Annotated in this window: 18 protein-coding genes; 10 read left to right on the forward strand and 8 right to left on the reverse strand. The window is 66.1% G+C overall.

Translation table 11 applies throughout. From position 1 onward, the window contains the following. Positions 1-52 precede the first annotated feature (52 nt). From BM199_RS13275 to BM199_RS13295, 5 genes are all read right to left on the reverse strand, one after another. Complete coding sequence (locus tag BM199_RS13275) at positions 53-1654, reverse strand: MFS transporter (RefSeq protein ID WP_091673367.1); 1602 nt, start codon at positions 1652-1654, stop codon at positions 53-55. Between the two features lie 219 nt (positions 1655-1873). After that, positions 1874-3184: a nucleotide disphospho-sugar-binding domain-containing protein gene (locus BM199_RS13280; RefSeq protein WP_091673368.1), complete on the reverse strand. Its 1311-nt coding sequence runs from the start codon at positions 3182-3184 to the stop codon at positions 1874-1876. Positions 3185-3438: 254 nt separating this feature from the next. Beyond that, positions 3439-3837: a YybH family protein gene (locus BM199_RS13285; RefSeq protein ID WP_091673370.1), complete on the reverse strand. Its 399-nt coding sequence runs from the start codon at positions 3835-3837 to the stop codon at positions 3439-3441. Between the two features lie 52 nt (positions 3838-3889). Further along, positions 3890-4576, reverse strand: a complete 687-nt coding sequence (locus BM199_RS13290; RefSeq protein WP_091673371.1) for an alpha/beta hydrolase — start codon at positions 4574-4576, stop codon at positions 3890-3892. A 33-nt stretch (positions 4577-4609) separates the two neighbouring features. Then, the gene (locus tag BM199_RS13295; RefSeq protein WP_245788335.1) at positions 4610-5527 is read right to left on the reverse strand and encodes a class I SAM-dependent DNA methyltransferase; all 918 of its coding nucleotides are present in this window, start codon (positions 5525-5527) and stop codon (positions 4610-4612) included. Positions 5528-5630: 103 nt separating this feature from the next. Between BM199_RS13295 and BM199_RS13300 the strand changes: the two genes are divergently transcribed. The 4 genes from BM199_RS13300 (at position 5631) to BM199_RS13315 (ending at position 10777) form a co-directional block, all read left to right on the forward strand. Then, positions 5631-6749 carry a DegT/DnrJ/EryC1/StrS family aminotransferase gene (locus tag BM199_RS13300; RefSeq protein WP_091673374.1) on the forward strand — a complete coding sequence of 373 codons (1119 nt, stop codon included), beginning with the start codon at positions 5631-5633 and terminating at the stop codon, positions 6747-6749. 52 nt (positions 6750-6801) lie between these two features. Then, complete coding sequence (locus BM199_RS13305; protein WP_091673716.1) at positions 6802-7998, forward strand: aminotransferase class I/II-fold pyridoxal phosphate-dependent enzyme; 1197 nt, start codon at positions 6802-6804, stop codon at positions 7996-7998. Between the two features lie 27 nt (positions 7999-8025). Beyond that, positions 8026-9384, forward strand: coding sequence for a dTDP-4-amino-4,6-dideoxy-D-glucose ammonia-lyase (desII, locus tag BM199_RS13310; RefSeq protein WP_091673376.1), 1359 nt, complete (start codon positions 8026-8028; stop codon positions 9382-9384). Between the two features lie 97 nt (positions 9385-9481). Then, positions 9482-10777 (forward strand): activator-dependent family glycosyltransferase, encoded by a 1296-nt coding sequence (locus tag BM199_RS13315; RefSeq protein WP_091673378.1) that lies wholly within the window; start codon positions 9482-9484, stop codon positions 10775-10777. A 64-nt stretch (positions 10778-10841) separates the two neighbouring features. Here BM199_RS13315 and BM199_RS13320 read toward each other — a convergent pair whose 3' ends face one another. Continuing rightward, positions 10842-11828 carry an NAD-dependent epimerase/dehydratase family protein gene (locus BM199_RS13320; protein WP_091673379.1) on the reverse strand — a complete coding sequence of 329 codons (987 nt, stop codon included), beginning with the start codon at positions 11826-11828 and terminating at the stop codon, positions 10842-10844. Next, on the reverse strand, positions 11825-13171 hold the full coding sequence (locus BM199_RS13325) for a nucleotide sugar dehydrogenase (protein WP_091673381.1): 1347 nt from the start codon (positions 13169-13171) through the stop codon (positions 11825-11827). The genes BM199_RS13320 and BM199_RS13325 overlap by 4 nt, the downstream gene beginning before the upstream one ends. Before the next feature lie 368 nt (positions 13172-13539). Here BM199_RS13325 and BM199_RS13330 point away from each other — a divergent pair, with 368 nt between their 5' ends. From BM199_RS13330 to BM199_RS13340, 3 genes are read left to right on the forward strand one after another with little or no spacing between them, the layout of a single operon-like run. After that, a complete protein-coding gene (locus BM199_RS13330; RefSeq protein ID WP_245788336.1) occupies positions 13540-14796 on the forward strand; it encodes a class I SAM-dependent methyltransferase in 1257 nt (418 codons plus the stop codon). Positions 14797-14838: 42 nt separating this feature from the next. Next, positions 14839-16224, forward strand: coding sequence for an NDP-hexose 2,3-dehydratase family protein (locus BM199_RS13335; protein ID WP_091673382.1), 1386 nt, complete (start codon positions 14839-14841; stop codon positions 16222-16224). Positions 16225-16242: 18 nt separating this feature from the next. Next, on the forward strand, positions 16243-17193 hold the full coding sequence (locus BM199_RS13340) for a Gfo/Idh/MocA family protein (protein ID WP_091673384.1): 951 nt from the start codon (positions 16243-16245) through the stop codon (positions 17191-17193). Between the two features lie 46 nt (positions 17194-17239). On the opposite strand, the gene BM199_RS13345 is transcribed toward BM199_RS13340, so the two are convergent. Continuing rightward, positions 17240-17971, reverse strand: coding sequence for a class I SAM-dependent methyltransferase (locus BM199_RS13345; protein ID WP_091673385.1), 732 nt, complete (start codon positions 17969-17971; stop codon positions 17240-17242). 310 nt (positions 17972-18281) lie between these two features. On the opposite strand from BM199_RS13345, the gene BM199_RS13350 reads away from it, so the two are divergent. From BM199_RS13350 to BM199_RS13360, 3 genes are all read left to right on the forward strand, one after another. Next, complete coding sequence (locus BM199_RS13350) at positions 18282-19433, forward strand: DegT/DnrJ/EryC1/StrS family aminotransferase (RefSeq protein ID WP_091673718.1); 1152 nt, start codon at positions 18282-18284, stop codon at positions 19431-19433. A 6-nt stretch (positions 19434-19439) separates the two neighbouring features. Further along, positions 19440-20078, forward strand: a complete 639-nt coding sequence (locus BM199_RS13355; protein ID WP_091673387.1) for a dTDP-4-dehydrorhamnose 3,5-epimerase family protein — start codon at positions 19440-19442, stop codon at positions 20076-20078. 266 nt (positions 20079-20344) lie between these two features. Further along, positions 20345-21469, forward strand: a complete 1125-nt coding sequence (locus BM199_RS13360) for a nucleotide disphospho-sugar-binding domain-containing protein (protein ID WP_091673388.1) — start codon at positions 20345-20347, stop codon at positions 21467-21469. Positions 21470-21553: the final 84 nt, after the last annotated feature.

Consider the following 21553-nt stretch of genomic DNA (forward strand, 5'->3'; position numbering starts at 1 on the left):
GAGACAACACAGAGAAGTGCTGTCTCTCCCGTGGTCGCAGCGGGCGTGCAAATCAGTTCGGTTGCTCGGCGAGGTCGTCCATGCTTCCGGAGTCCTTCGCCGCCTGCGCGTCGCCGCCTTCCTGCCCGTCGCCGAGCCGGACATGGCGCAGCATGAGGCTGATCACGACTGCCAGGCCAACCGCGATCACGGCGCTGACCCCACCGATCACGCTGACCGCCGAGCTGAACGCCTCCCTCGCCGTGTCGAACAGCACCTGCGACGACGCGGCGGGGAGTTCGCCGGCAGCCGAGGCGGCGGCACCGATGGACTCCTGCGCCTTCGCCGCGGCATCCGCGGGAACGGCGGTTCCCAGGTCGCCCATCTGGCTCTGGTACACGGCCGCACCGACGCTGCCGAGCGTCGCCACGCCCATCGCAAAGCCGAGTTCTGCGCCGGTCTCCGATATCGCTGAGGCGGATCCAGCCTTTTCCGGCGGTGCGCTGTTGACGATCAGGTCTGTCGCGAGCACGGCGATCGGCCCGCCGCCGAAGTACGCGAGGGTGAAACCGGTAATTATCAGGGCGAGCCCTGACTCCGGGCCGACGGCGGTGAGGACCACGCCGCCGGTCGCGGTCACGATCAGGCCCGCACCCACGACGTACCCGGGGCGAATCTTCTGCGCGACGACCGGGGACGCGAGCGACCCGACGATCATGACCAGTGACGGGACCAGCAGCCAGAGGCCGGTCTGTAGGGGTGACAAGCCCTTGACGACCTGCAGGTATTGCGTGAGGAACAGGGCGATGCCGGAGAAGATGACGCCGATCAGCACCTGGCCGGCGAGCGCGGTGCTGAACGTTCTGGAGGAGAACAGCCGTAGGTCGATCAGCGGGTGGAGTAGCTTGTTCTGGCGGCGGACGAACACGACGCCGGACGCCAGGCCGATGGCTATCGCGATCAGTGCCGGCAGTCCCACGCCGTCCACGGCGAGCTCTTTGCTGCCGTAGATCACCGGCAGGATCGCCGCCAGCGACAACACGATGCTGAGCAGGTCGATCCGCGGCGCGTCGGCGTCGCGGGATTCCGGCAGCACCATCGGCCCGACGATCAGCAGCAATGCCATCACCGGGACGGCGAGCAGGAAGACCGAGCCCCACCAGAACCACTCGAGAAGCAGGCCGCCGATGAGCGGGCCGAGCGCCGCGCCGAGGAGGAAGCTGCTCATCCACATGCCGATGGCCATCGACCGCTGGGCGGTGTCGGTGAACATGGTGCGGATCAGCGCCAGTGCGCAGGGCATCAGAGTGGCTCCGGCGACACCCAGCAGAGCGCGGGTCGCGATCAGCATCACCGCGCTGTCGGAGTACGCCGCGAGCACCGACGCCACGGCGAACGCCGTGGCGCCGATCAACAGCAGTTTGCGGCGTCCGATGCGGTCACCGAGGCCGCCCATCGTGAGCAGGAAGCCGGCGACCATGAAACCGTAGATGTCGGTGATCCACAGCCATTGCGTGCTGCTCGGGCCGAGGTCGGCGCTCAGGTGGGGTAGGGCGAGGAAGAGCACGCTCAGATCGAGCGCAAGCAAAAAGGTGGGCAGTGCCAGCACGGCGAGCCCGGCCCATTCCCGGCCGGTCGCGCTGGCCCCCAACTGGGGTTCGGCCTCCGAAGACATGGCCCGATCTCCTTCCGTGCATGAACACGCGTGTTGTCCCGGACGGCGCTCGCCGACCTTCGTCCATATCGTTGCGCGTCCAACCGCGTACAGCCAGTGACGATGCAACCGGTATGGCGTGAAATTCTCATAGGGCGACGTCTGGTGCCGGGTGATCCTGCTTCCTTGCAGACGCAGGACGAGCAGGATCACCCCGACACCAGGTCGCCCAGGTCGTGCTCAGCGGGAACGGTGCTCAACGGTCAGCCGCTCCAATGTCGGAACGAGATCCACCGGGCTGGGCATGGCCTGCAGGTCGTTGTACACGCGTGCGGCCCCGGCCCGGAACGACGGCTCTTCCAGGACCCTCGAGATGCGCTCTCGTATCGAGTCCGCCGACGGCTTCTTGAGGTCGAGCGACAGGCCCGCCCCCTGCTCGATGACGTACCGCGCGGTGGCGCTGCACGTGGGGAACTTCTCGGCGATGCTCGCATCCGCCGAATCCATGACGAGTTGGGGCACCTGGTGCGCCGCACCCGCGGTGAAGGATCCCGGCCCGCCGTGGTGGATCAGGGCCGAGCAGGACGGCAGCAGCTGGTTCAGCGGCACGTAGTCGACCGCGCGGACGTTGGCGGGCAGCTTGCCCAGACCGGCCAGCTGGACCGCGTTCAGGGTCGCGATGACCTCGACATCCAGCTCCGACAGTGCTTGCATCACGGCCGGGAGGTACGACCACCCGTCGTCCTCCTCCGACATGAAGGTGCGCTGGGAGAGGCCGAGCGAAACGGCGACCCGCGGGCGGTCAGGCGGCTTCCGCAGCCACTCGGGCACCGCTGTCGGGGCCGCGTACTGCATCAGCCGCAACGGCACACCGCGCGCCGTCGTCGTCAGCCGGAAGCCCGGGGGCAGTCCGTCGATGGTCCACTGGCCGTAGAGCAGTTCGTCGTTCACCTCCACCCCGTGCCGGGCGGCCGCCGGCCGGAGGGCAGCGACCAGCGGGTGCTCACCGAGCTCGAGCGCCGCCGCGCTCGCGTTGTAGCGATCGAGGGTCCAGCCGCAGTAGTCCTGCCAGGGTGACAGTCGCGCGTGCGCGGCGCCGCAGGCGGCCGCCGCGACGGCGGCGGCGGGGTAGAGCGGGTCCCAGAGCACCAGGTCGGGCTGCCAGTCGCGGGCGAACTCCACCAGATCGTCCACCCCTGGCTGAGGCTGGTCGTCGCCGAGACCCAGTGGCAGGAAGTCCCACACCCCCGGCAGCAGGTAGTGGGTGAAGATGTCCCACGTGTCCCGCTCGTCCGGGCCGAGCTCGAGTGCCGTGGTCACCCGCTCCAGCCTCTCCCACTCGGCCTCGGGGTACGGCTTACCCGGCCCCATGGGCAGAACGTCCTTGTCTCCCAAGCCGATCGGGGTCAGCCCGATCGAGGTGATGGATTCGGCCAAGGCGTGATGGGTGCCGATGCGCACCTCGTGTCCGGCGCTCTGCAGTGCCCAGGCAAGCGGAGTCACCGGAAAGAGGTGCGTGTCACCCGGCCACACAACGAACAAGACTCGCATGAGTAACCCTCCTGGCTCTTATTCATAAGTCGGGTTATTCACGGTCGACCTGCGGTCTTGCGCGCACCTCACCAGCAGCGAGTCGTCGCGACCCACCCTTCGGGCAGGCCCCGCCAACTCGCTTGTGAATAACCCTCCTGGTCGCGGCGTTCAGTGGCATGAATACCGCGCGAAGATTCCCGAGGCGCGCGCTCCGGGAGATTCGATCGTGGCACCGAGCAGGTCGGTGCCACGTCTCCCCGATTGCCCTTGGATCAGCTCGGCAGGTTCGTGCTCGCCGCGGCAAGCACCTTCCAGTCGCCGTCACGGTTCGTGAAGGTCAGGGCCGTGAGAAAGTGCTCCGCGAAATGCTTGGAGACAAGTTTGATATCGGTGACAAGCAGTGCGGTATCGCCGTCGACGACCTTCTTCACCGGCGTGACCGTTTCCTCGAAGTCCATCTTGAAAAGTTCCCCGAACAGATCGGCGATCTGACTCTTGTCCCACTGGGCTTCGCCGCTGGAATCGATTTTCGTCGCATCCTCCCGAAAGAATCGGAGGAAGCGATCCACATCGCGGTCGGCGAATGCTTCGTTGTACCGGCGAACGGCGTCGTCAAACAGTTGCTCGGCCACTGCTTGGTCCGCCACAGGCGCGGAGTCGACGTAAGGCATACCTCTCCCATCAAAGGTTATCGGTGATACAGGTGCCTTCCGAAACGGCTGGCTAGGACCCGTTGGTCGTGTAGCTGTCCAGGACCTCGGCCAGCTCCTTCGGGTGGCCGAGCGCGACGCAGTGACTGCCGGGGATCTCGTCCGGTGTGACACCGAGTCGCTCCTTGGCCAGGCGGCGCAGGAACTCGGCGGGGAAGAAGCGGTCGTCCTTGGCCAGAATGAACTTGGTCGGCACGTCCGGCCACGCGTCCAGCGGCCATGGCGGGTCGAGTGGGGTGTTGGACTGGTCGCGTTCCCGGCGCATCGCCTCCTTGGCGAGCGCGACCGGGACGTCGTGGTAGTAACCGACGAAGGGGTCGCCGTTGCCGGTCAGCCCGCCGTCACGAGCGGCCTGTTCGCGGGCGGCGGTGCCGTAGCCGGTGTTGGACCACCAGTCGTTCGGCGACTCGCCGGGGGCGGGGATCATCGCGGCCAGCAGGACGAGCGTGTCGGCCTGGAGCCGGTCGGCGACCAGCGGCGCGGTGAATCCGCCGAGGGAATGGCCGACAACGACCAGGTTCTTCTTGTCACCGACGGCGTCCACCACGGTTTGGACGTACTCCTCCAACCCCGCGGAATCGTCTTCACTCGGCAAGTCGGGGGCGACGGCGTCATGTCCTCGGGCCGCCAACTCGGCCACCAGCAGATGCCAGGCCCAGCCGCCGTCGCCGGCACCGTGGATCAATACGAATGTGCTCATCGCGCTCGAATCTCCTCGTCAATAGTAAACATGTCAGGCGGCTTGTTCATCAGTCGGATTATTCACTGGTGACGCGCGGTGGCCGACAAAGAAGCCGCGTCCTCTAGGTCCGCTTTCGACGAACTCCACGATACAGCCCGCACGCGAGATCGCCTGCTCGTACTCTTCGCGGGAAAACAGTGTTATGATTAATTCTTCAGTGAAGTACTGAATCCCTTTTTCGGCGTCGGCCACCAGGAAATGCACGCTCACCCTGGATGCGCCCGCCTCCCTCGTGGAATGCGATACGCGTCCGATCACCCGGCCGGCATCATGCACGACGTCGCCGGTGACGTAGCCGTCGATGAACGTTTCGGGGAACCACCACGGCTCGATCACGACAACCCCGCCGGGGTTGAGGTGGTCGACGAAGCGGTTGACGGTGCGGTCGAGTTCGTCGGTGGTGGCCGCGTGACCGATCGAGCTGAACAGGCACGTGACAGCGTCGAACCGGCGACCAAGGTCGAACGTGCGCATGTCCCCCTGGTGCAGGTTGAGGGTCGGCCACTCGGCACGCCCGGCGGCGAGCATGCCCTCGGACAGCTCAACGCCCTCGACGTTCTCGAACATGGTCGTGAAGCAGCTCAGATGCGCACCGGTGCCGCAAGCGACGTCAAGCAACGATGCTGCGGCCGGCTGGCGCTGCCGGATGAGCTCCGCAACGCCTTCGGCCTCCGTCAGGTAGTTCCTGCCGCGGCCGCGATATACCGCGTCCCAGATATCGGCGATGTCGCTGTCGTACATCAGTTTCCCGGCCTCTCCGAAGAACGCTATCCGCTGCGTAGTGCGCTGTAAATTATCAGGACCGAACTCGCCGACGCTTCCGCGAATATGCTTTCCTTCGCCCAGGTGTCTTCGAGGATAACGAGGAGCCGGCGCGCTGTCTTCTTCGAGAATGCTGTGCCCGGTCACCGGCACGCTCGTCGCACGCGGAGGGACGTCGCACAGCATGAGATGCCACTCGCGCCTTTGGCACCGACGATGAACCAGGAGATCCGGCGCCGTAGGAGCACCTGTGCACATTCCCTTCCTCGATGTCAGCGCGTCGAACGCGGAGCTGGAGGCCGACATCGACGCGGCATATCACCGTGTGATGAAGTCCGGCCAGTACGTCCTGGGGCCGGAGATGGAGGCGTTCGAGGCCGAGTTCGCCGCCTACTGCGGCGGTGGCCACTGCGTCGCGGTCGGCACCGGATGCGATGCGCTGGAACTGATACTGCGCGCCAACGACATCGGGCCTGGCGCCGAGGTCATTGTGCCGGCGCACACGTTCATCGCCACCTGGCTCGCGGTGTCCTCGGTGGGGGCGCGACCCGTTCCGGTTGAGCCGGCCGAGGACACCTACACGCTCGACCCGGACCGGATCGAGGCGGCGATCACCCCGCGCACCCGAGCCATCATTCCGGTTCACCTGTACGGCCATCCTGCCGCGATGCGGGCGATTGAAGACGTCGCGACTCGGCACGGCCTCCTCGTGATCCAGGACGCGGCTCAGGCGCCCGGCGCCCGCTGCCATGGGCAACGGCTGGGATCCGGTTGCTCACCAGTCGCTTTCAGCTTCTATCCGGGAAAGAACCTGGGAGCCGTTGGCGACGGCGGAGCGGTGGTTACCTCCGACGCGGCGCTGGCCGATCGGATCCGAATGCTCCGCAACTACGGATCTCGGGTCAAGTACGAGCACGAGGTCAGAGGCACCAACAGCCGGCTGGACGAGTTGCAGGCCGCGATCCTCCGCGTGAAGCTCACCCGGTTGGACGCGTGGAACACCCGGCGCGCGGCCATCGCCGGCCGCTACCTGTCCGAGCTCGCGGGAATCGACGATGTGCTGCTTCCGCGGGTGGCATCGTGGGCGAGTCCGGTGTGGCACCTGTTCGTCATCCGTTCAAAGCGGCGAGCCGAGCTGCACCGACGATTGGCTGCCGCCGGGGTCGAGACCCTCGTGCACTACCCGGTGCCGGTGCACAGGTCGAACGCGTACGCGGCCACGGACTGGCCGATCGGATCGTTTCCGCTGACCGAACGGCTCTCGCACGAGGTGCTGAGCCTGCCGATCGGTCCGCACCTATCGGAACAGGCGGTGACGGCCGTGGTGTCAGCCGTGGTCGAAGCCACCGACGACAAGGAGTCCCCATGACCGTGAAGCATCCGCGGCGGCCGAGTGACCCGACGGCAGCGGGGAGGACGTGGTGAAGCACGTTGTCGCGGACCTTGCCCTGTTCGGTGGGCGCCCCGCGTTCCTGACTCCGCTGCACACCAACCGGCCCAACCGATTCGATCGCGCCCGCCTGTTCGATCGTCTCGACTGGGCTTTGGACAACCAATGGCTGTCCAATGGAGGTCCCCTGGTGCTGGAGTTCGAGCAGCGGGTCGCCGAGCTGGCCGGCGTCGAGCACTGTGTCGCGACCTGCAACGCGACGGTGGCGCTGCAACTGCTCATGCACGGGGCGGATCTGAGCGGTGAGGTGATCATGCCGTCGCTCACCTTCTCCGCCACCGCCCACGCCGCTCGGTGGATCGGCCTCGAGCCGGTTTTCTGCGACATCGATCCCGCCACCGGCTGTATCGACCCGGCGGCGATCGCGGACGCGGTCACCCCGCAGACATCGGCGGTCATCGGCGTGCACCTCTGGGGACGGACGTGTGCGGTGGACGAACTCGAGAAGGTCGCGGCGGACAACGGGCTGCCGGTGTTCTTCGACGCCGCGCACGGTATCGGCTGCTCGTCGGCGGGGCGCACCGTCGGCGGCTTCGGCGCCGCCGAAGTGTTCAGCTTCCACGCGACGAAGGTCGTCAGCGCCTTCGAAGGCGGTGCGGTGGTGACCGACGACGCCCGCCTCGCCGACCGGATCCGCGCACTGCACAACTTCGGCAAAGGCATCGATCACGTCAGCGATGCGGGCGGTACCAACGGCAAGATGAGCGAGGCGGCCGCGGCCATGGGCCTCACCTCGCTCGATGCGTTCGATTCCTCGGTGCGGCACAACAGGGCCAACTACGACGCGTACCGCGAGGAGCTCGACGAGGTCGACGGGATCACCTTCTTCAACCACGAGACTCGTGAGCGCAACAACTTCCAGTACGTGATCATCGAACTCGACGAGGCCGAAACGGGTATTTCCCGGGATCTGCTCCTCGACGTGCTCAAGGCGGAGAACGCGATCGCCCTCACCCCGATCGGGTCGCCCGCGTGCCACCAGCTCGAGCCCTACCGCTCCCGCCGCCCGGTTCGCCTGCCGCATACCGAAAAGCTGGTCGCCGGCGTGATCTCACTGCCGAGTGGCTCGACGGTGTCACGAGAAGACATCCGCCGTGTTTGCGCCCTGATCCGATTCGCCGTCACGCACAGCACCGAGGTGACGTCCCGGCGCAAGGACTCTCAATGATCGTGTCAACTTCTAAGGACGACGCCCGTGACTGAGATTGCGATTCCCGGCCCCGAGGTGGCGAGTGACGCGGGTCTCCTGAACCGGCTTACTCGCATCTTCGGCGCTTCCCCGTTCACCACCCTGGAGGCCGCCCGGCAGGAGCTGGCCGTCGACCGCGGAACCTTCCGGCGCCTCGTAGACACCCTTGCCCGAGTGCCGGAACTGCGCGCCGCGGTCCTCGGCGGGCCGGCCGGGAAGTACTGGTCGAAAACCGTACTTCCACTTGAGCGTGCCGGGGTGATCGACAACATCGTCCAGCGACGAGCGGTCTACCCGCATATCGTCGCGCTCTACCCCGGCCCGACATGCATGTTCCGCTGCCATTTCTGCGTTCGGGTGACCGGCGCTCGTTATCAGCAAGACGCCGTCGACAGCGGCAACGCGATGTTCGCGTCGGTCATCGACGAGATGCCGGTGGACAATCCGCACGCCATGTACATCTCGGGAGGTCTCGAGCCGCTGACCAACCCCGGGCTTGGCGGTCTCATCACCCGTGCGGCCCGTCGCGGGTTCAAAATGGACCTCTACACGAATTCCTTCGCGCTCACCGACCGGACGCTGCAACGGCAACCGGGTTTGTGGGACCTGCATAGGTTGCGCACCTCGATGTACGGGCTCGACGACGACGAGTACGAGCAGACCACCGGTAAACGGGCGGCCTTCGGCCGGGTCAAGGCGAATCTCGTCAACCTCCAGCGGCTGCGCGCATCGCGCGAGAATCCGCTGCGGCTCGGCTTCAGCTACATCGTGCTGCCCGGCCGGGCATGGCGGCTGCTCGAACTAGCCGACTTCATCGCCGAGCTGAACGAGGTCGCCCCGCACCGCCCGGTCGACTTTCTCGATATCCGCGAGGACTACAGCGGCCGCCCCAACGGCAAGCTGCCGCCGGCGGAGCGGGCGGAGCTGCAGGACGCGCTGGGTGCGTTCAACGAACGGGTCAGCGCGCGGGCCCCCTCGTTGCATGTCGACTACGGGTATGCCTTGCACGCCGTCATGACAGGGACGGACGCCGAGCTGATCAGGCTCCGCCCGGAATCGATGCGCCCGAGCGCGCATATCCAGGCAGGTGTCCAAATCGACCTGCTCGGCGACGTCTACCTCTATCGCGAGGCGGGCTTCCCGGGCCTCACCGGCGCACACCGCTACATCGCCGGCAGGGTGGAGCCCGGAACCGCTCTGTCCGACGTCGTGCGGAGCCACCTGGCCAACGGCCGCACCATTGATCCGCTCGATGGCGACGAGTACTTCCTCGACGGGTTCGACCAGGTCGTCACCGCACGGCTCAACCAGGTTGAGGCCGACATCGCCGCGGGGTGGGGGGACGTCCGCGGGTTGCTTCGCTGATCTGCCGGTAAGGGGGCGGAGCGGCAATCCGGGAGATGCCGCTCCGATTAATCGCTGCGAGGCTGGCATGAGCTCACATCCCTGGAAGGACATAGTCATGCGCGTCCTGTTCGTATCAAGCATGAACAAGTCTCACGTGTATCTGATGGCGCCACTGGCCTGGGCGATGCGAACGGCCGGACATGACGTGCGATTCGCCAGCCAGCCCGACTTGGCGGCCGACGTCGCGAGCATCGGCTTCCTCCCGGTGCCCATCGGCCCGTCAATGGACTCGCTGGCGGAACAGATGGCCGAAGCCGAGCCGCAGGAGGACCCGTTCGCGCCGGCCACCGCACCGGGCGTCGGTGCGAAGCCACGCCAGGGTGAGTACAGCGGGGTCGACCCGGTCGGCCTGATGGACCACCTGGTCAGCGAGTTCTACCAGATGCTGACGCCGGATTCGGCCATCGACGACCTGGTGGACTACGCCCGGCAGTGGCGGCCGGATCTGGTCATCTGGCACACACTGGCGTTCGCCGGTCCGGTGGCCGCCAAGGTCAGCGGTGCGGCCCACGCGCGGATGCCATGGGGCGTCGACACCCACGCACAGGTGCGATCGGAGTGGCGCCGACTGCGTACGGAACGCGGCAACGAGGCCGTCGCGGACCCGCTGGAGCAGTGGCTCGGGCCCATTCTCGAGCGCCACGGCGAGGAGTTCGACGAGTCGGTGGCGCTCGGCCAGTGGACCGTCGACCCGGCGCCGTCGTGGGTCTTCCATCCCGCCGGAGCCGGTTTGCATTACGTGCCGTTCCGGCAGGTTCCGTTCCACGGCCCGGCGACGGTGCCGAGCTGGGTGGAAGAACCCCGCACCCGCCGACGGGTCTGTGTCACGCTGGGGTTCTCACATCGTGAGGCTCAGCGCCCCGAGGCGGCGTCGGACAATCTGCTCGAAGCAGTGGCCGATCTCGATGTCGAGGTGGTCGCGACCCTCGATGCCAAGCAACTCGGCTCACTGAGCCGGCTGCCCGACAACGTCCGTGCCGTGGAGTTCGTGCCGCTGACCGCGCTGCTGCCCAGCTGTTCCGCCGTCGTGCACCACGGCGGTCCGGGCACCTTCGCCACTGCTGTGGAGCACGGGGTGCCGCAGCTGATCGTTCCCGGCACCTATTGGCACATCAAGTGGTGGGGGCCGATCGGACAGGCCAACGGTCTGGAGGACCGCGGCGCCGGGGTGTACGTGGCCGACGCGGACCAGCTCACCCCAGCCCTGCTACGCGATCAGCTGGTACGGGTACTCGACGATCCGTCGTTCGGCCGCAACGCCGCCAGGCTGCGCACCGAGGCGATCGGCACTCCCAGCATCAACGAAGTCGTTCCCATGCTGGAGAAGCTGACCCGCGAGCACCGCGGTTAGGAAATCCGTGCGGGCCCCCTTCGCCAGGTCCGACCTGGCGAAGGGGGCCCGCAGGAGTTCGGGCCTACGCCGCCCCGGCGTCTGGCAGGGCGAGCCACCAATCACTGGCTCGAGCCCACTCGATCGTCTTGATCAGACCGTCCCGGAGCGATGTCGTGGCCGACCAGCCGAGCACCTCACGCGCCTTCGTGGTGTCCGGAATGCGGCGTGACAGGTCTTCATAGCCGCGCCCCAGTCGTTCGGCGGTGTTCACCGATATCGGTGTGGTCCCCCCACCTGCCAGCTCGACGATCAACGGAACGACGTCGGCGACCCGAGTCTCGACTGAGCTGCCGATATTGAAGGCCTCACCGATCGCACGAGAATCCGCGCCGACCCGGATGGTGGCGTCGATGGCGTCGTCGACGAAGGTGAAACATCGTGTTTGGCTGCCGCCGTCGTAGATCACCACCGGACGGCGGTTGAGCACGCGGTGGATCGTGCGGCTCACCACGAAGGCAGGCCGCTGCCCAGGACCGTAGACGTTGAAGTACCGGACGATCGTGGCTTCCAGCTGGTGCTGCCGGACGAAGGCGAAGACCAGATGTTCGGCCAGTGCCTTACTGGTGGAGTACGACCAGCGATCGGCGGACGTCGGACCGAGCACCCGGTCGTCGTCCTCGCGCCACGGCACAGCCGGGTTCTTGCCGAACACCTCGCTGGTGCTGGCGACGACAACCCGTGCGCCCACTTCACGCGCGCGCTCCAGCACGTTGCGGGTGCCGGAGAAGTTGACGTCGATCACATCGAGCGGGCGGGCCAGGTACTGATCAACTCCAACCGATGCGGCCAGGTGATACACGACATCGACTCCGTGGGTGATCGCGCGGCCTACCGCCGCGTGATCGCGCACGTCGCCGGTCACCCACCTCGGATGCCCGGCAGTCGCCGGCCGATTCGGCGGCCCTCCATCGAAAACCGTCACGTCCGCGCCGCCCTCGAGCAGCCGATCTACCAGGTGCCTCCCGATGAAACCGCCACCGCCGGTGACCACGGTCTTGGCGGCATTCATCGCCCGACTCCGCAGTAGTGGTAGCCAAGAGCCCGGAGCGAGGCGATCTGGTCCGGCGAGTAGTAGGCCCGGCCATCGAGGATCAGGCACCCGTCGGCAACCGGTAGCGCACCGAAGTCAATTCCGGCCAGCTCCCGGTGTAACGCGAACACCGCTACGCAATCCGCATCCTGAACAGCCTCATCGACGCTGGTCGCCAGCGGGGCCGCGAACAGCCGCTCCGCCTCGTCTCGATCGACCAAAGGATCGAACAGGGCGACTTCGGCACAGCCGCGCCGCAACGCAGCGACCGCGTGTTCGGTCGGTGTCGCCCGCAGGTCACCGGTGTTGTTCTTGAACGTGAGGCCGATTACCGCGACTTTCGATGCGGCTGGGTCCTTGCCCAGTTTGGTCAACTGGTCGAAGGCCAGTTGCGCGGTGTATTCCGGCATGCTCTCGTTGACCCCGCGTCCCGTCGGCGCAGTGACGATGTCGAGCCCGCGTTCTCGCGCCGAGTGCCACACCATCCACGGGTCTTTCGTGAGGCAGGACCCGCCGACGCCGACGCTCGGCAGCAGAATGTTGACGTTGCCACCGCCCTTGGGAATCGTGTTCGCGGCCGCGATGACGTCGAGCGAGTCCACGCCGTAGAGGGCGCAGAACTTGGCCAGCTCGTTGGCGAGCGCGATGTTGTGGTCGATCCACCAGTTGCTGGCGAGTTTGACGATCTCGGCCGCGGTCAGCGAGCCGACCTCGATGACCTCGACGCCGAGCGCTCTCCGCCAGAACTCCGCCGCGTCACGGGCGGAGTCAGCGTCGAACCCGCCGACCACCATTGGAAGAGTTTTCAGCTCGTGCAGGGCCGTGCCTTCAGCGAGGCGCTCAGGTGACACCGCCAGCCCGAAGTCCGCTCCCGCGGTCAAGCCGCTGCGCTCCAGCAACCGAAGTACGAGACTACCCGTGGTACCGGGCGGGACCGTGCTCTTGAGCACCAGTAGCTGACCACGACGGATGTGCTTGCTGAGTTCGGCACAAGCGCCGTGCAGTTGCTCCTCGGACAACGAGCCGTCGTCGTTCACCGGTGTGCCAACGGTGATCAGCACGACATCGGCGGACCGGACGGCGCTGTAGTCGGTCGTCACGCTCAGCCTGTCCGCCGCCATGCCGGCGAGGAGGAGGCTGGCCAGCCCGGGTTCGACAAACGGGCAGTCGCCTGCGGTCAGCTCATCGACAAGTCGCCGGTTGGTGTCGACGCCGACGACGTTGAGGCCGCGCTGGGAAAGTGTGGCCGCAAGGCACAAACCAACGTAGCCGAGTCCAATGAGGGCAACCCGCGGTTCGTCCTCGGTAGGCAGCCATCTCATGGTTTCTCCAAGAATCCGCTCTCCGCGACTGGGACCGCCGCCGACTGGACCTGGCATGTTCACCTCAGCCAGGGTGATCTCGTCGTTCGCGCGCGGCAACTCATCGCTTGCTGACTGGCGCCTCGCGAGCCGCCGGGCCTGGTGTCCTCCCTGGACGGTTCCGACGCTGTCGATCCGATGCCAGCTGATTCGGTTCCCGCTACGCGTCAGCGATTTCCGAACAGGCAATTCAGAAGGTGTCCGCGACCGTGTTCACGGCCACACTGGTGCCCAGAGTGTCGCGTCGGCGATTTTCCGGTAGCGAGTGTATGCGAGCGTTCCCGCCGGTCAGCCGCCGTGCTCGAATGGCATCCAACCGGGAAGGCACTATGATCATCGCCGAAGATATGGCCGTCGCCGAGTGCACCGAGTGCCGGATTTGCGGCAACTCCCGCCTGCTGTCCGTGCTCGATCTTGGAAATCAGGCGCTGACCGGCATCTTCCCTCGCCCCGGCCAGGTCGTGCCTACCGCTCCGCTGGAGCTCGTCAGGTGCGGCCCGGGTGGCTGCGGACTCGTGCAACTGCGGCACACCGCCGACCTTTCGCTCATGTACGGAGTTCATTACGGATACCGCTCGAGCGTCCGTCCCTTCATGGTCAAGCACCTGCACCGGAAGGTCGAGGTACTCACCGGGATGGTCGACCTGGACAGCGCTGATCTGGTCCTCGACATCGGCAGCAACGACGCGACACTGCTGCGCGGGTACCCGGCCAACGGCCTTACCAGGGTGGGCATCGATCCCACCGGTGAGAAATGGCGCGAGTACTACCGCGACGACATCGACCTGATTCCGGAATTCTTCTCGAAGGCGTCCTTCGCCGCGCGGTACGGCGACCGCAAGGCCAAAGTCGTTACGTCGATTGCGATGTTCTACGACCTGCCCGACCCGCTCGGGTTCATGGCCGAGGTGCGCGACATCCTCACCGAGGACGGCGTGTGGATGATCGAGATGAGCTACGCGGCCTCCCTGCTCGAGATTCCCGCCTACGACGCGATTTGTCACGAGCATCTCGAGTACTACATGTTGAGCCAGATCGAGTGGATGGCCGAACGCGTGGGACTCACCGTGTCAACGGCCGAGATCACTGACGTCAACGGCGGCAGCCTGTGCGTCACCCTGGTGAAGGACCCCACCCAGCACAAGATCGACACTGCCGAGATCGACCGGATCCGCCGGCTCGAGGCCAACCTCGAGCTGGACACCATGGCCCCGTACGAAAACTTCGCCCGACGCGTCCGCGACCACCGCGACAGTTTGCGGGCATTCCTCGAAGACTCGCGGGCCGCGGGCAAGTCGACCTTGGGTTATGGAGCGTCGACCAAAGGCAACGTGATCCTCCAGTACTGCGGGATCGGTGTCGAGGACCTGCCCTGTATCGGCGAGGTCAGCGCGGAGAAGCACGGATGCAGCACCCCCGGGACCGGTATCTCCATCGTCTCCGAGGAGGAGGCCAAGGCGCGCAGGCCCGACCAGTTACTGGTGCTCCCCTGGGTCCATCGCGGGGGATTCATCGAGCGGGAGCAGGAGTTCCTGGCGCGTGGCGGCAAGCTGGTCTTTCCACTGCCGTCGATCTCCACGGTCTGACCACGGCTGACTCGCCGAGCCTGCGTGAAGGGATGGGACGCCATGTCGACCTCGACAAGCCGTGCTGACGACTTCCTGGTGTCGGCCCTGACGACGATCAGCGCGGAGACAGAGGATCCTGACTTCTTCCTCAAGGAACGGTTCGCCACCGCCAGCTACAGGGTCGACGAAGTTCCGTTGGAGTCCTTGACCGCGTGGCAGGTCAACGACCGCCTCGTGCACTCCTCAGGCCGATTCTTCACTGTCGAGGGCCTGTCGGTACGAACAAATTTCGGGCCGACACCACAATGGAGTCAGCCGATCATCGTGCAGCCTGACATCGGGATACTGGGGATACTGGTCAAGAAGATCAACGGTGTATATCACTTCCTGATGCAGGTGAAGATGGAGCCGGGCAACACCAGCCTGGTTCAGTACGCGGCGACGGTGCAAGCCACCCAGAGCAACTACCAGCGGATTCACGGCGGTCGGCCCACGCCGTACCTGGAGTACTTCTTGAAAGGCACCCGGAGACGTATCCTCGTCGACCGGCTGCTCTCGGAGCACGCGTCCTGGTACCTGCACAAGCGAAACCGGAACATGGTCGTGGAGATCCCGCCGGATGACGAAGTCCCGGAAAGCGATGACTTCACCTGGCTCACTCTCGGTCAGCTGCGACGCCAGCTCGCGCTCGGGAACGTGAACATGAACGCCCGCACCGTGCTCGCGTGCATTTCCTACGCCGTGGCCGGCGATCTGCGGGTCAACCGGCTTACCGCGGCAGACGAGTTCCATGCCCAGGCCATCGCATCACACAACCTGGAACGATCCGATGTGGACCTCGCCGCGGCGATGACCTGGCTCATCGACCAGAAGGAAGTTTTCACGCTGGATGTCAGACGAATCGGTCTGCCGGACATGAGCGAATGGATCTTCGACGGCGGAAGCATCAGGCACCGCGATGGCCGCTACTTCCGGATAATCGGGCTCTCCGTGGAGGCGACCAGCCGGGAGGTCGGCACCTGGTCGCAGCCGATGCTCGAACCCGTTCCCGGGAACCTCGTCGCCTTCATCTGTCAGCGCCAGTCGGGTGTGCTTCGGATCCTGACCCAGGCGATGGTCCAACCGGGAACCACGGATCGGCTCGAACTCGCCCCCACGATACAGATCGCGCCAGGTTTCTGCAGAGATTCTCGGGACCTTCCGCCGCTCGTGGAGTACCTGACCTCACCGATTTCCCGCGTACGACTGGACTCGGTGCAGTCCGAGGACGGTGGCCGTTTCCACCGGGCGGACACAAAACACCTCGTGCTCGAGATCCCGGAGGACCATCACATCGAAGCCCCGGACAACTACCGGTGGATGACGCTCGGCCTGCTCGGCCGGTTGATGCGCTCCGGCTACTACGTCAATGTCGAGGCACGCAGCCTCATGGCCTGTCTTCTCTGACCACCTACCCCCAAGGCTATGAAACTACTTCTGATCGGCTTCTCGAGATTCGCGCGGCGCCGTGTGTTGCCGGCCGTAGCTGTCATGGACGAGATCGAGACGATCGACATCGCGAGCTCCCACGCCGGCACCGATGCTGTCGGCCACATCCCGAAGCTGGGGCGGGTACATGCCGACTGGCGTGAAGCCATCCACGACATGGATCCCGGCCTGGTCTATGTTTCTTTGATCAACAGCGAACACGCACAGGCGGTTCGGTGCGCGATCGAGCGGGGCCACCACGTCGTCGTGGACAAGCCGGGGTTCCTGAACCTGGACACGACCGAGGAGATGGTGGCGCTGGCCCGATCGCGCTCCCGCGTCCTCGCCGAAGCGACGTGTTACTCGTTTCATCCGATGTACCCGGAAGTCCGGTCGGTCGCTCGGGAGTTCGACACGGACATCACAAAGGTCGTAGCGATATTCACCCCGCCCGTGCCCGCGGACGACTTCCGGTGCGATCGGTCCGCCGGCGGGGGTGCCCTGCTCGACACCGGCCCGTACATGGCGTCGTTGGGACGGGTTCTGTGGGGCACGGAACCGGACCGCGTGACCGTCATCGTGGGAGACCGCACCACCAACGGTCTGGAAACGTCCTACAGTGTGTTGGCTGGTTATCCAGGAGGAAGGACGGTCATCGGACAGTTCGGATTCACCGCCGCCTACCGGAACTCTCTTCAGCTGCTGGGGCCAGGGATCGCCGTCGACCTCGCACGCCCTTTTTCGGCACCGCCCGACATGACGGTCGACATTCGAATCGAATCCTCTGGCGAGAGCCACACGAGAAGTGTGCACGCCGCGGACAGCATGCAGATATTTCTCTCCAGTGTGCTCGACGCGGTGCGCGCGGGATCAAGGGAGTTCGACGCGCCGTTGCTGAGCGATGCCCGGACGCGTGACCGCCTTGTCCGGGCCGCGTCAGACGGCTGACGGCAGGGGTAGTTCGCGGTGAGACGCAGGTCTGCCGACCACGTTCTCACATGCGCGTTCCCACAAAAATTCCCGGACTGGTGGGTCGCCCGTCCCCGAGTCGCAGGCCGGACACGAACTCGACCGTGCAGCCAGCCTTCTGGAACGCTGTCTCGTACTGTTCGCGAGAAAAAAGGCCTACGGAGAGAACGTCCGAAAAACCCCTGATACCGGCGGCATCCGCGACGATAGCCTGGATCTCTATGCGGCTCCTGTCCCCTTGTCTCGTGGAGTGACTGAGGCGCGTTATCACGCGACCGTTCTCCCTGGCCAGGTGGCTGCCGATGTAGCCGTCGATGAACTGTTCGGGAAACCACCACGGCTCCACGACCACGACGCCGCCCCGAACGAGATGCGCCGCCATCCGACTGATAGTTGCGGCAACCTCGTCGGCGGACCGAACCTCACCGATCGCGTTACCGAGGCAGGTAACCGCGTCGAAAGTGCGGCCGAGGTCGAAGTCGAGCATGTTGCCCGCGTGGACAACGGACTGCGGCAACCTCTTCGCCGCGACCTCCCGCATCGTCGGCGTGAGTTCCAGTCCCTCCACGTGATCGAAGAGCTTCGCGAAGGTGGCAAGATGGGCGCCTGTGCCGCAGGCAATGTCCAGCAGACTCTTCGCCGCCGGGAACCTGGACCGGATCAGGCGAGCATGCTTCTCGGTTTCCGCCTCGAAGTCCTTGCCTCGACTGCGAAAGACGAGATCGTACAGTTCAGCGTGATCCTGCCCGTATTCCATCGGCTCTCCGTAAGTTCACGCCGGGACGGCAGCCCGGACTTGACGTTCGGGTCCAGCTATGACGCCATGATCGCGCCACTCGCCCGGCCAGGCATCTCCTCGGTTGCCATCGGCGCGATGCGCGGCGGACGCCGGAGACGGTGATACGGCGGTGCCGAAGGGTTTTTTGCGCATGACGAAGGAAGTCCGTCCGTTTCCGTTGTGCCAAGCTCGTCTTTCCGAGTAGATCCGAAAGTGAACGGGGCGAGCAGCCCACCGATGGCTGTTTCCTCGAGGTTCCGGAACGGATGTCCGCGTGAAGGGTCACACGATGATCAACATGTTTCAGCCGCAGGTCGGTGCCGAAGAGCTCGAGGCCGTCAGTGAGGTGTTCGACAGCAACTGGCTGGGATACGGACCCCGAACCAAGGCATTCGAGGAGGATTTCGCCGACCATATCGGCGTGCCGTCCGACACGGTGCTTTTCATCAACTCCGCCACCTCCGGGCTGCACCTCGCGATGGAACTGCTGGGCATCGGACCCGGTGACGACGTGGTGCTGCCCTCGGTGAGCTTTCCGGCCAACGCCCACTCCGTCGCCGCCAGCGGCGCCCGCCCCGTTTTCTGCGATGTGCGCCCCCGCACACTCAACCCTTCCGTCGCCGACATCGCGGACGCTCTGACTCCGCGAACAAAGGCGGTAATGCTGTTGCACTACGGCGGTCAGCCCGGTGACATCGTGGCGATCTCCGCGCTGTGCGAGGAGCGCGGGATACCCTTGATCGAGGATGCCGCCTGCGCGGTGGGATCGAGCGTGGGCGGCACGGCCTGCGGGACCTTTGGCGACATCGGAATCTGGAGCTTCGACTCGCGCAAGATCATCACCACCGGAGACGGCGGTATGATCTACGTCCGGGACGCCGCGCTGGCGCGCAGAGCTCACCGTCTGGCCTACCACGGCCTGGACGAGCGAGGTGCCTTCGCTGCCGCGGCCAATGAGCCACACCGCTGGTGGGACCAGGCCATCCAGGACATCGGCCGGCGGCTGATCGGCAATGATCTCACCGCCGCCATAGGGCGCGTCCAGCTCCGCAGGCTGCCCGGCTTCATCGAGCGACGCGGAGCGATCATGGCCGAGTACGACCGGTTGCTGGCCGATACCGAGAACATCCTGTGCCCGCCACGGCTCCCCGCAGGCCACGTCTCCACCAACTACTTCTACTGGGTGCAGCTCGACGCGGACCTGCGCGACGTAGTGGCCGAAGATCTGCTGCGGTCGGGCATCTACACCACCTACCGCTATCCTCCACTGCACAAAGTCCCGCTCTTCGGCGCGGAGGCCGATCTGCCGGGAACCGATGCGGCCGAGGTCACCACCCTGCTGCTGCCGCTGCACCAGGCACTCACCGACGCGGACGTGCGACGAGTCGCCCGCAACCTCGTTGCCGCCGTCGAGCGACGTACGCTCCGAAGCGCCGGGTGAACGGATATGCGGGTCCGCGAGCTTTCAGTCGAGGGCGCCCTTGAACTCACCCCGAAGGCTTCTCTCGACGATCGCGGTCTTTTCGTTTCACCTTTTCAGGAGACGCACTTTCGGCGGGCTACCGGCCGACGACTCTTCAACGTGGCGCAGACCAATCACAGCCAGTCCCGTAGAGGCGTGATCCGGGGTATCCACTACACCGTGACGCCACCGGGCTGCGCCAAATACGTGTACTGCCCACATGGAGCAGCCCTCGACGTCGTCGTAGACATACGTGTTGGGTCACCCACATTCGGCAGGTGGGACGTCGTCGAAGTCGATCCCCGGACTTTTCGTTCGGTGTATTTCCCGATCGGGGTCGGGCACGTGTTCGTTGCCCTCCAAGATGACACGGTGATGTCGTACATGATTTCCGGGGAGTATGTCCCGGAGAACGAGCTCGCGCTGTTCCCGCTCGATCTCGACCTCGGCCTGCCGCTGCCGAAGGACGTACGGCCGATCATCTCCGAGCGAGACCGGATGGCGCCCACGCTCGCCGAGGCCGAGCAGCAAGGACTGCTTCCCCGGTACGACAAGTGCAAAGAAGTAGAAGAAACGCTGTGGCTGTACGAGGCCAATGGGCCGAGCACGCCGAACCGCACGTGATCACGACAGTGGCTCGCACATCAGGAGATGCGGCGCGGTCCGCCGGAAAGAAGCATTGGGTTACGGGAAGCCGACGATCCGAGCCGGAGGAATTGCTGCGATGAGCGACGAGCGCCTCGGTGTGACGACAGTCCGGGACCGGCCGGTCACACGGCAATGTCCCGGCGGTCGGCGAGCGACCCTATCCCGACTACCGGCCGCGCCGCGGGCAGCCTCGATGGCTGCCTCGCAATTCCGGCTGGGCCGTTCCGCGTAAGCGGACATTCATGCGGGTCCTTTTCACGACCGTGGGGTTGTCCGGTCACTTCTTCCCACTCGTGCCGTTGGCCTGGGCGTGCCGGGCGGCCGGGCACGAGGTGCTGGTGGCGACCGCCGAGCACTTCGTCCCCGCGGTCGTGCGCACCGGCCTGCCGACGGTGCCGTGTGGTCCGTCGGCGGACTTCGTGGCGCTGGGCGCGGCCGACGCCGTGTCCGACAGCTTGTCGCGGCGGCGGCTCGCGCATGGCAGGTTGTTCGGCCGGATCGCGGCGAGTGGTCTGGACGGCACGTCGGCGTTGGTGCGGTCCTGGGGGCCGGACGTCGTCGTGAGCGAGCGTGCCGAGTTCGCGGGGCCGGTCGCCGCCGCGGCGCACGGGGTAGCGCGGGTCGAGCTGCGCTGGGGAGTGGCCCCGCTGACCGAGTACCGAGCCGGCGCGGCAGCGGTACTCGGTCAACTGCCCGAACCCGATTTGGTGCTTGACCCGTGGCCGCCGAGCCTGCGGCTGACGCACGCGCGGACGCACCGGAGCCTGCGACACGTGTCGTACAACGGCGACGCACGGGTGCCGGACTGGACACTCCGCCCGCGCTCGCGACCGCGGGTGTGCTTGACCCTGGGCACGGTGGTGCCGCGACTGGGCGCGGCCAGTGTGCAGAACCTGGTGGTCCCGACGCTGGAACGGTTGGCCGGGTACGGATTCGAGCTGGTGGTCGCCGTGGCCGAGAACATCGCCGCGATGTGGCCGCCGCTGCCGGACGCCGTCCGGCACGTGGGGTACGTGCCGCTGGCTCCCGCCGTGGCGGCCTGCGACGCGCTCATCCATCACGGCGGCCAGGGCACCTCGCTGACCGCGCTGGAGGTCGGCTGTCCGCAGGTGATCCTGCCGCAGTTCGACGATCAGCTCGACAACGCCGACGCGGTGGTCCGCGCGGGCGCCGGGCTGCGCCTGCCGCTGGCCGACCTCACTCCGGCCGCGGTGGCCGACACTTGCGCCAAGCTGCTGGCGACCCCGGCGCACGGAATTGCCGCACGGGTGGTGGCGGCGGAGATCCACGAGCAGCCGAGCCCGGTGCGGGTGGTATCCGACCTGGCGGCGCTGGTCGCTCGCACAACCCACGACAAGGTGGCCTGACCACTCGTCCACGCGAAGGTCCGCGGTGTTGGCCACCGATGACCGCGCGCGTAGCCACCTGGGTGACAAGTCTACTAGTGGACG

The sequence above is a fragment of the Amycolatopsis marina genome (assembly GCF_900111885.1).
In the GTDB taxonomy this organism is placed as follows: Bacteria; Actinomycetota; Actinomycetes; order Mycobacteriales; family Pseudonocardiaceae; genus Amycolatopsis; species Amycolatopsis marina.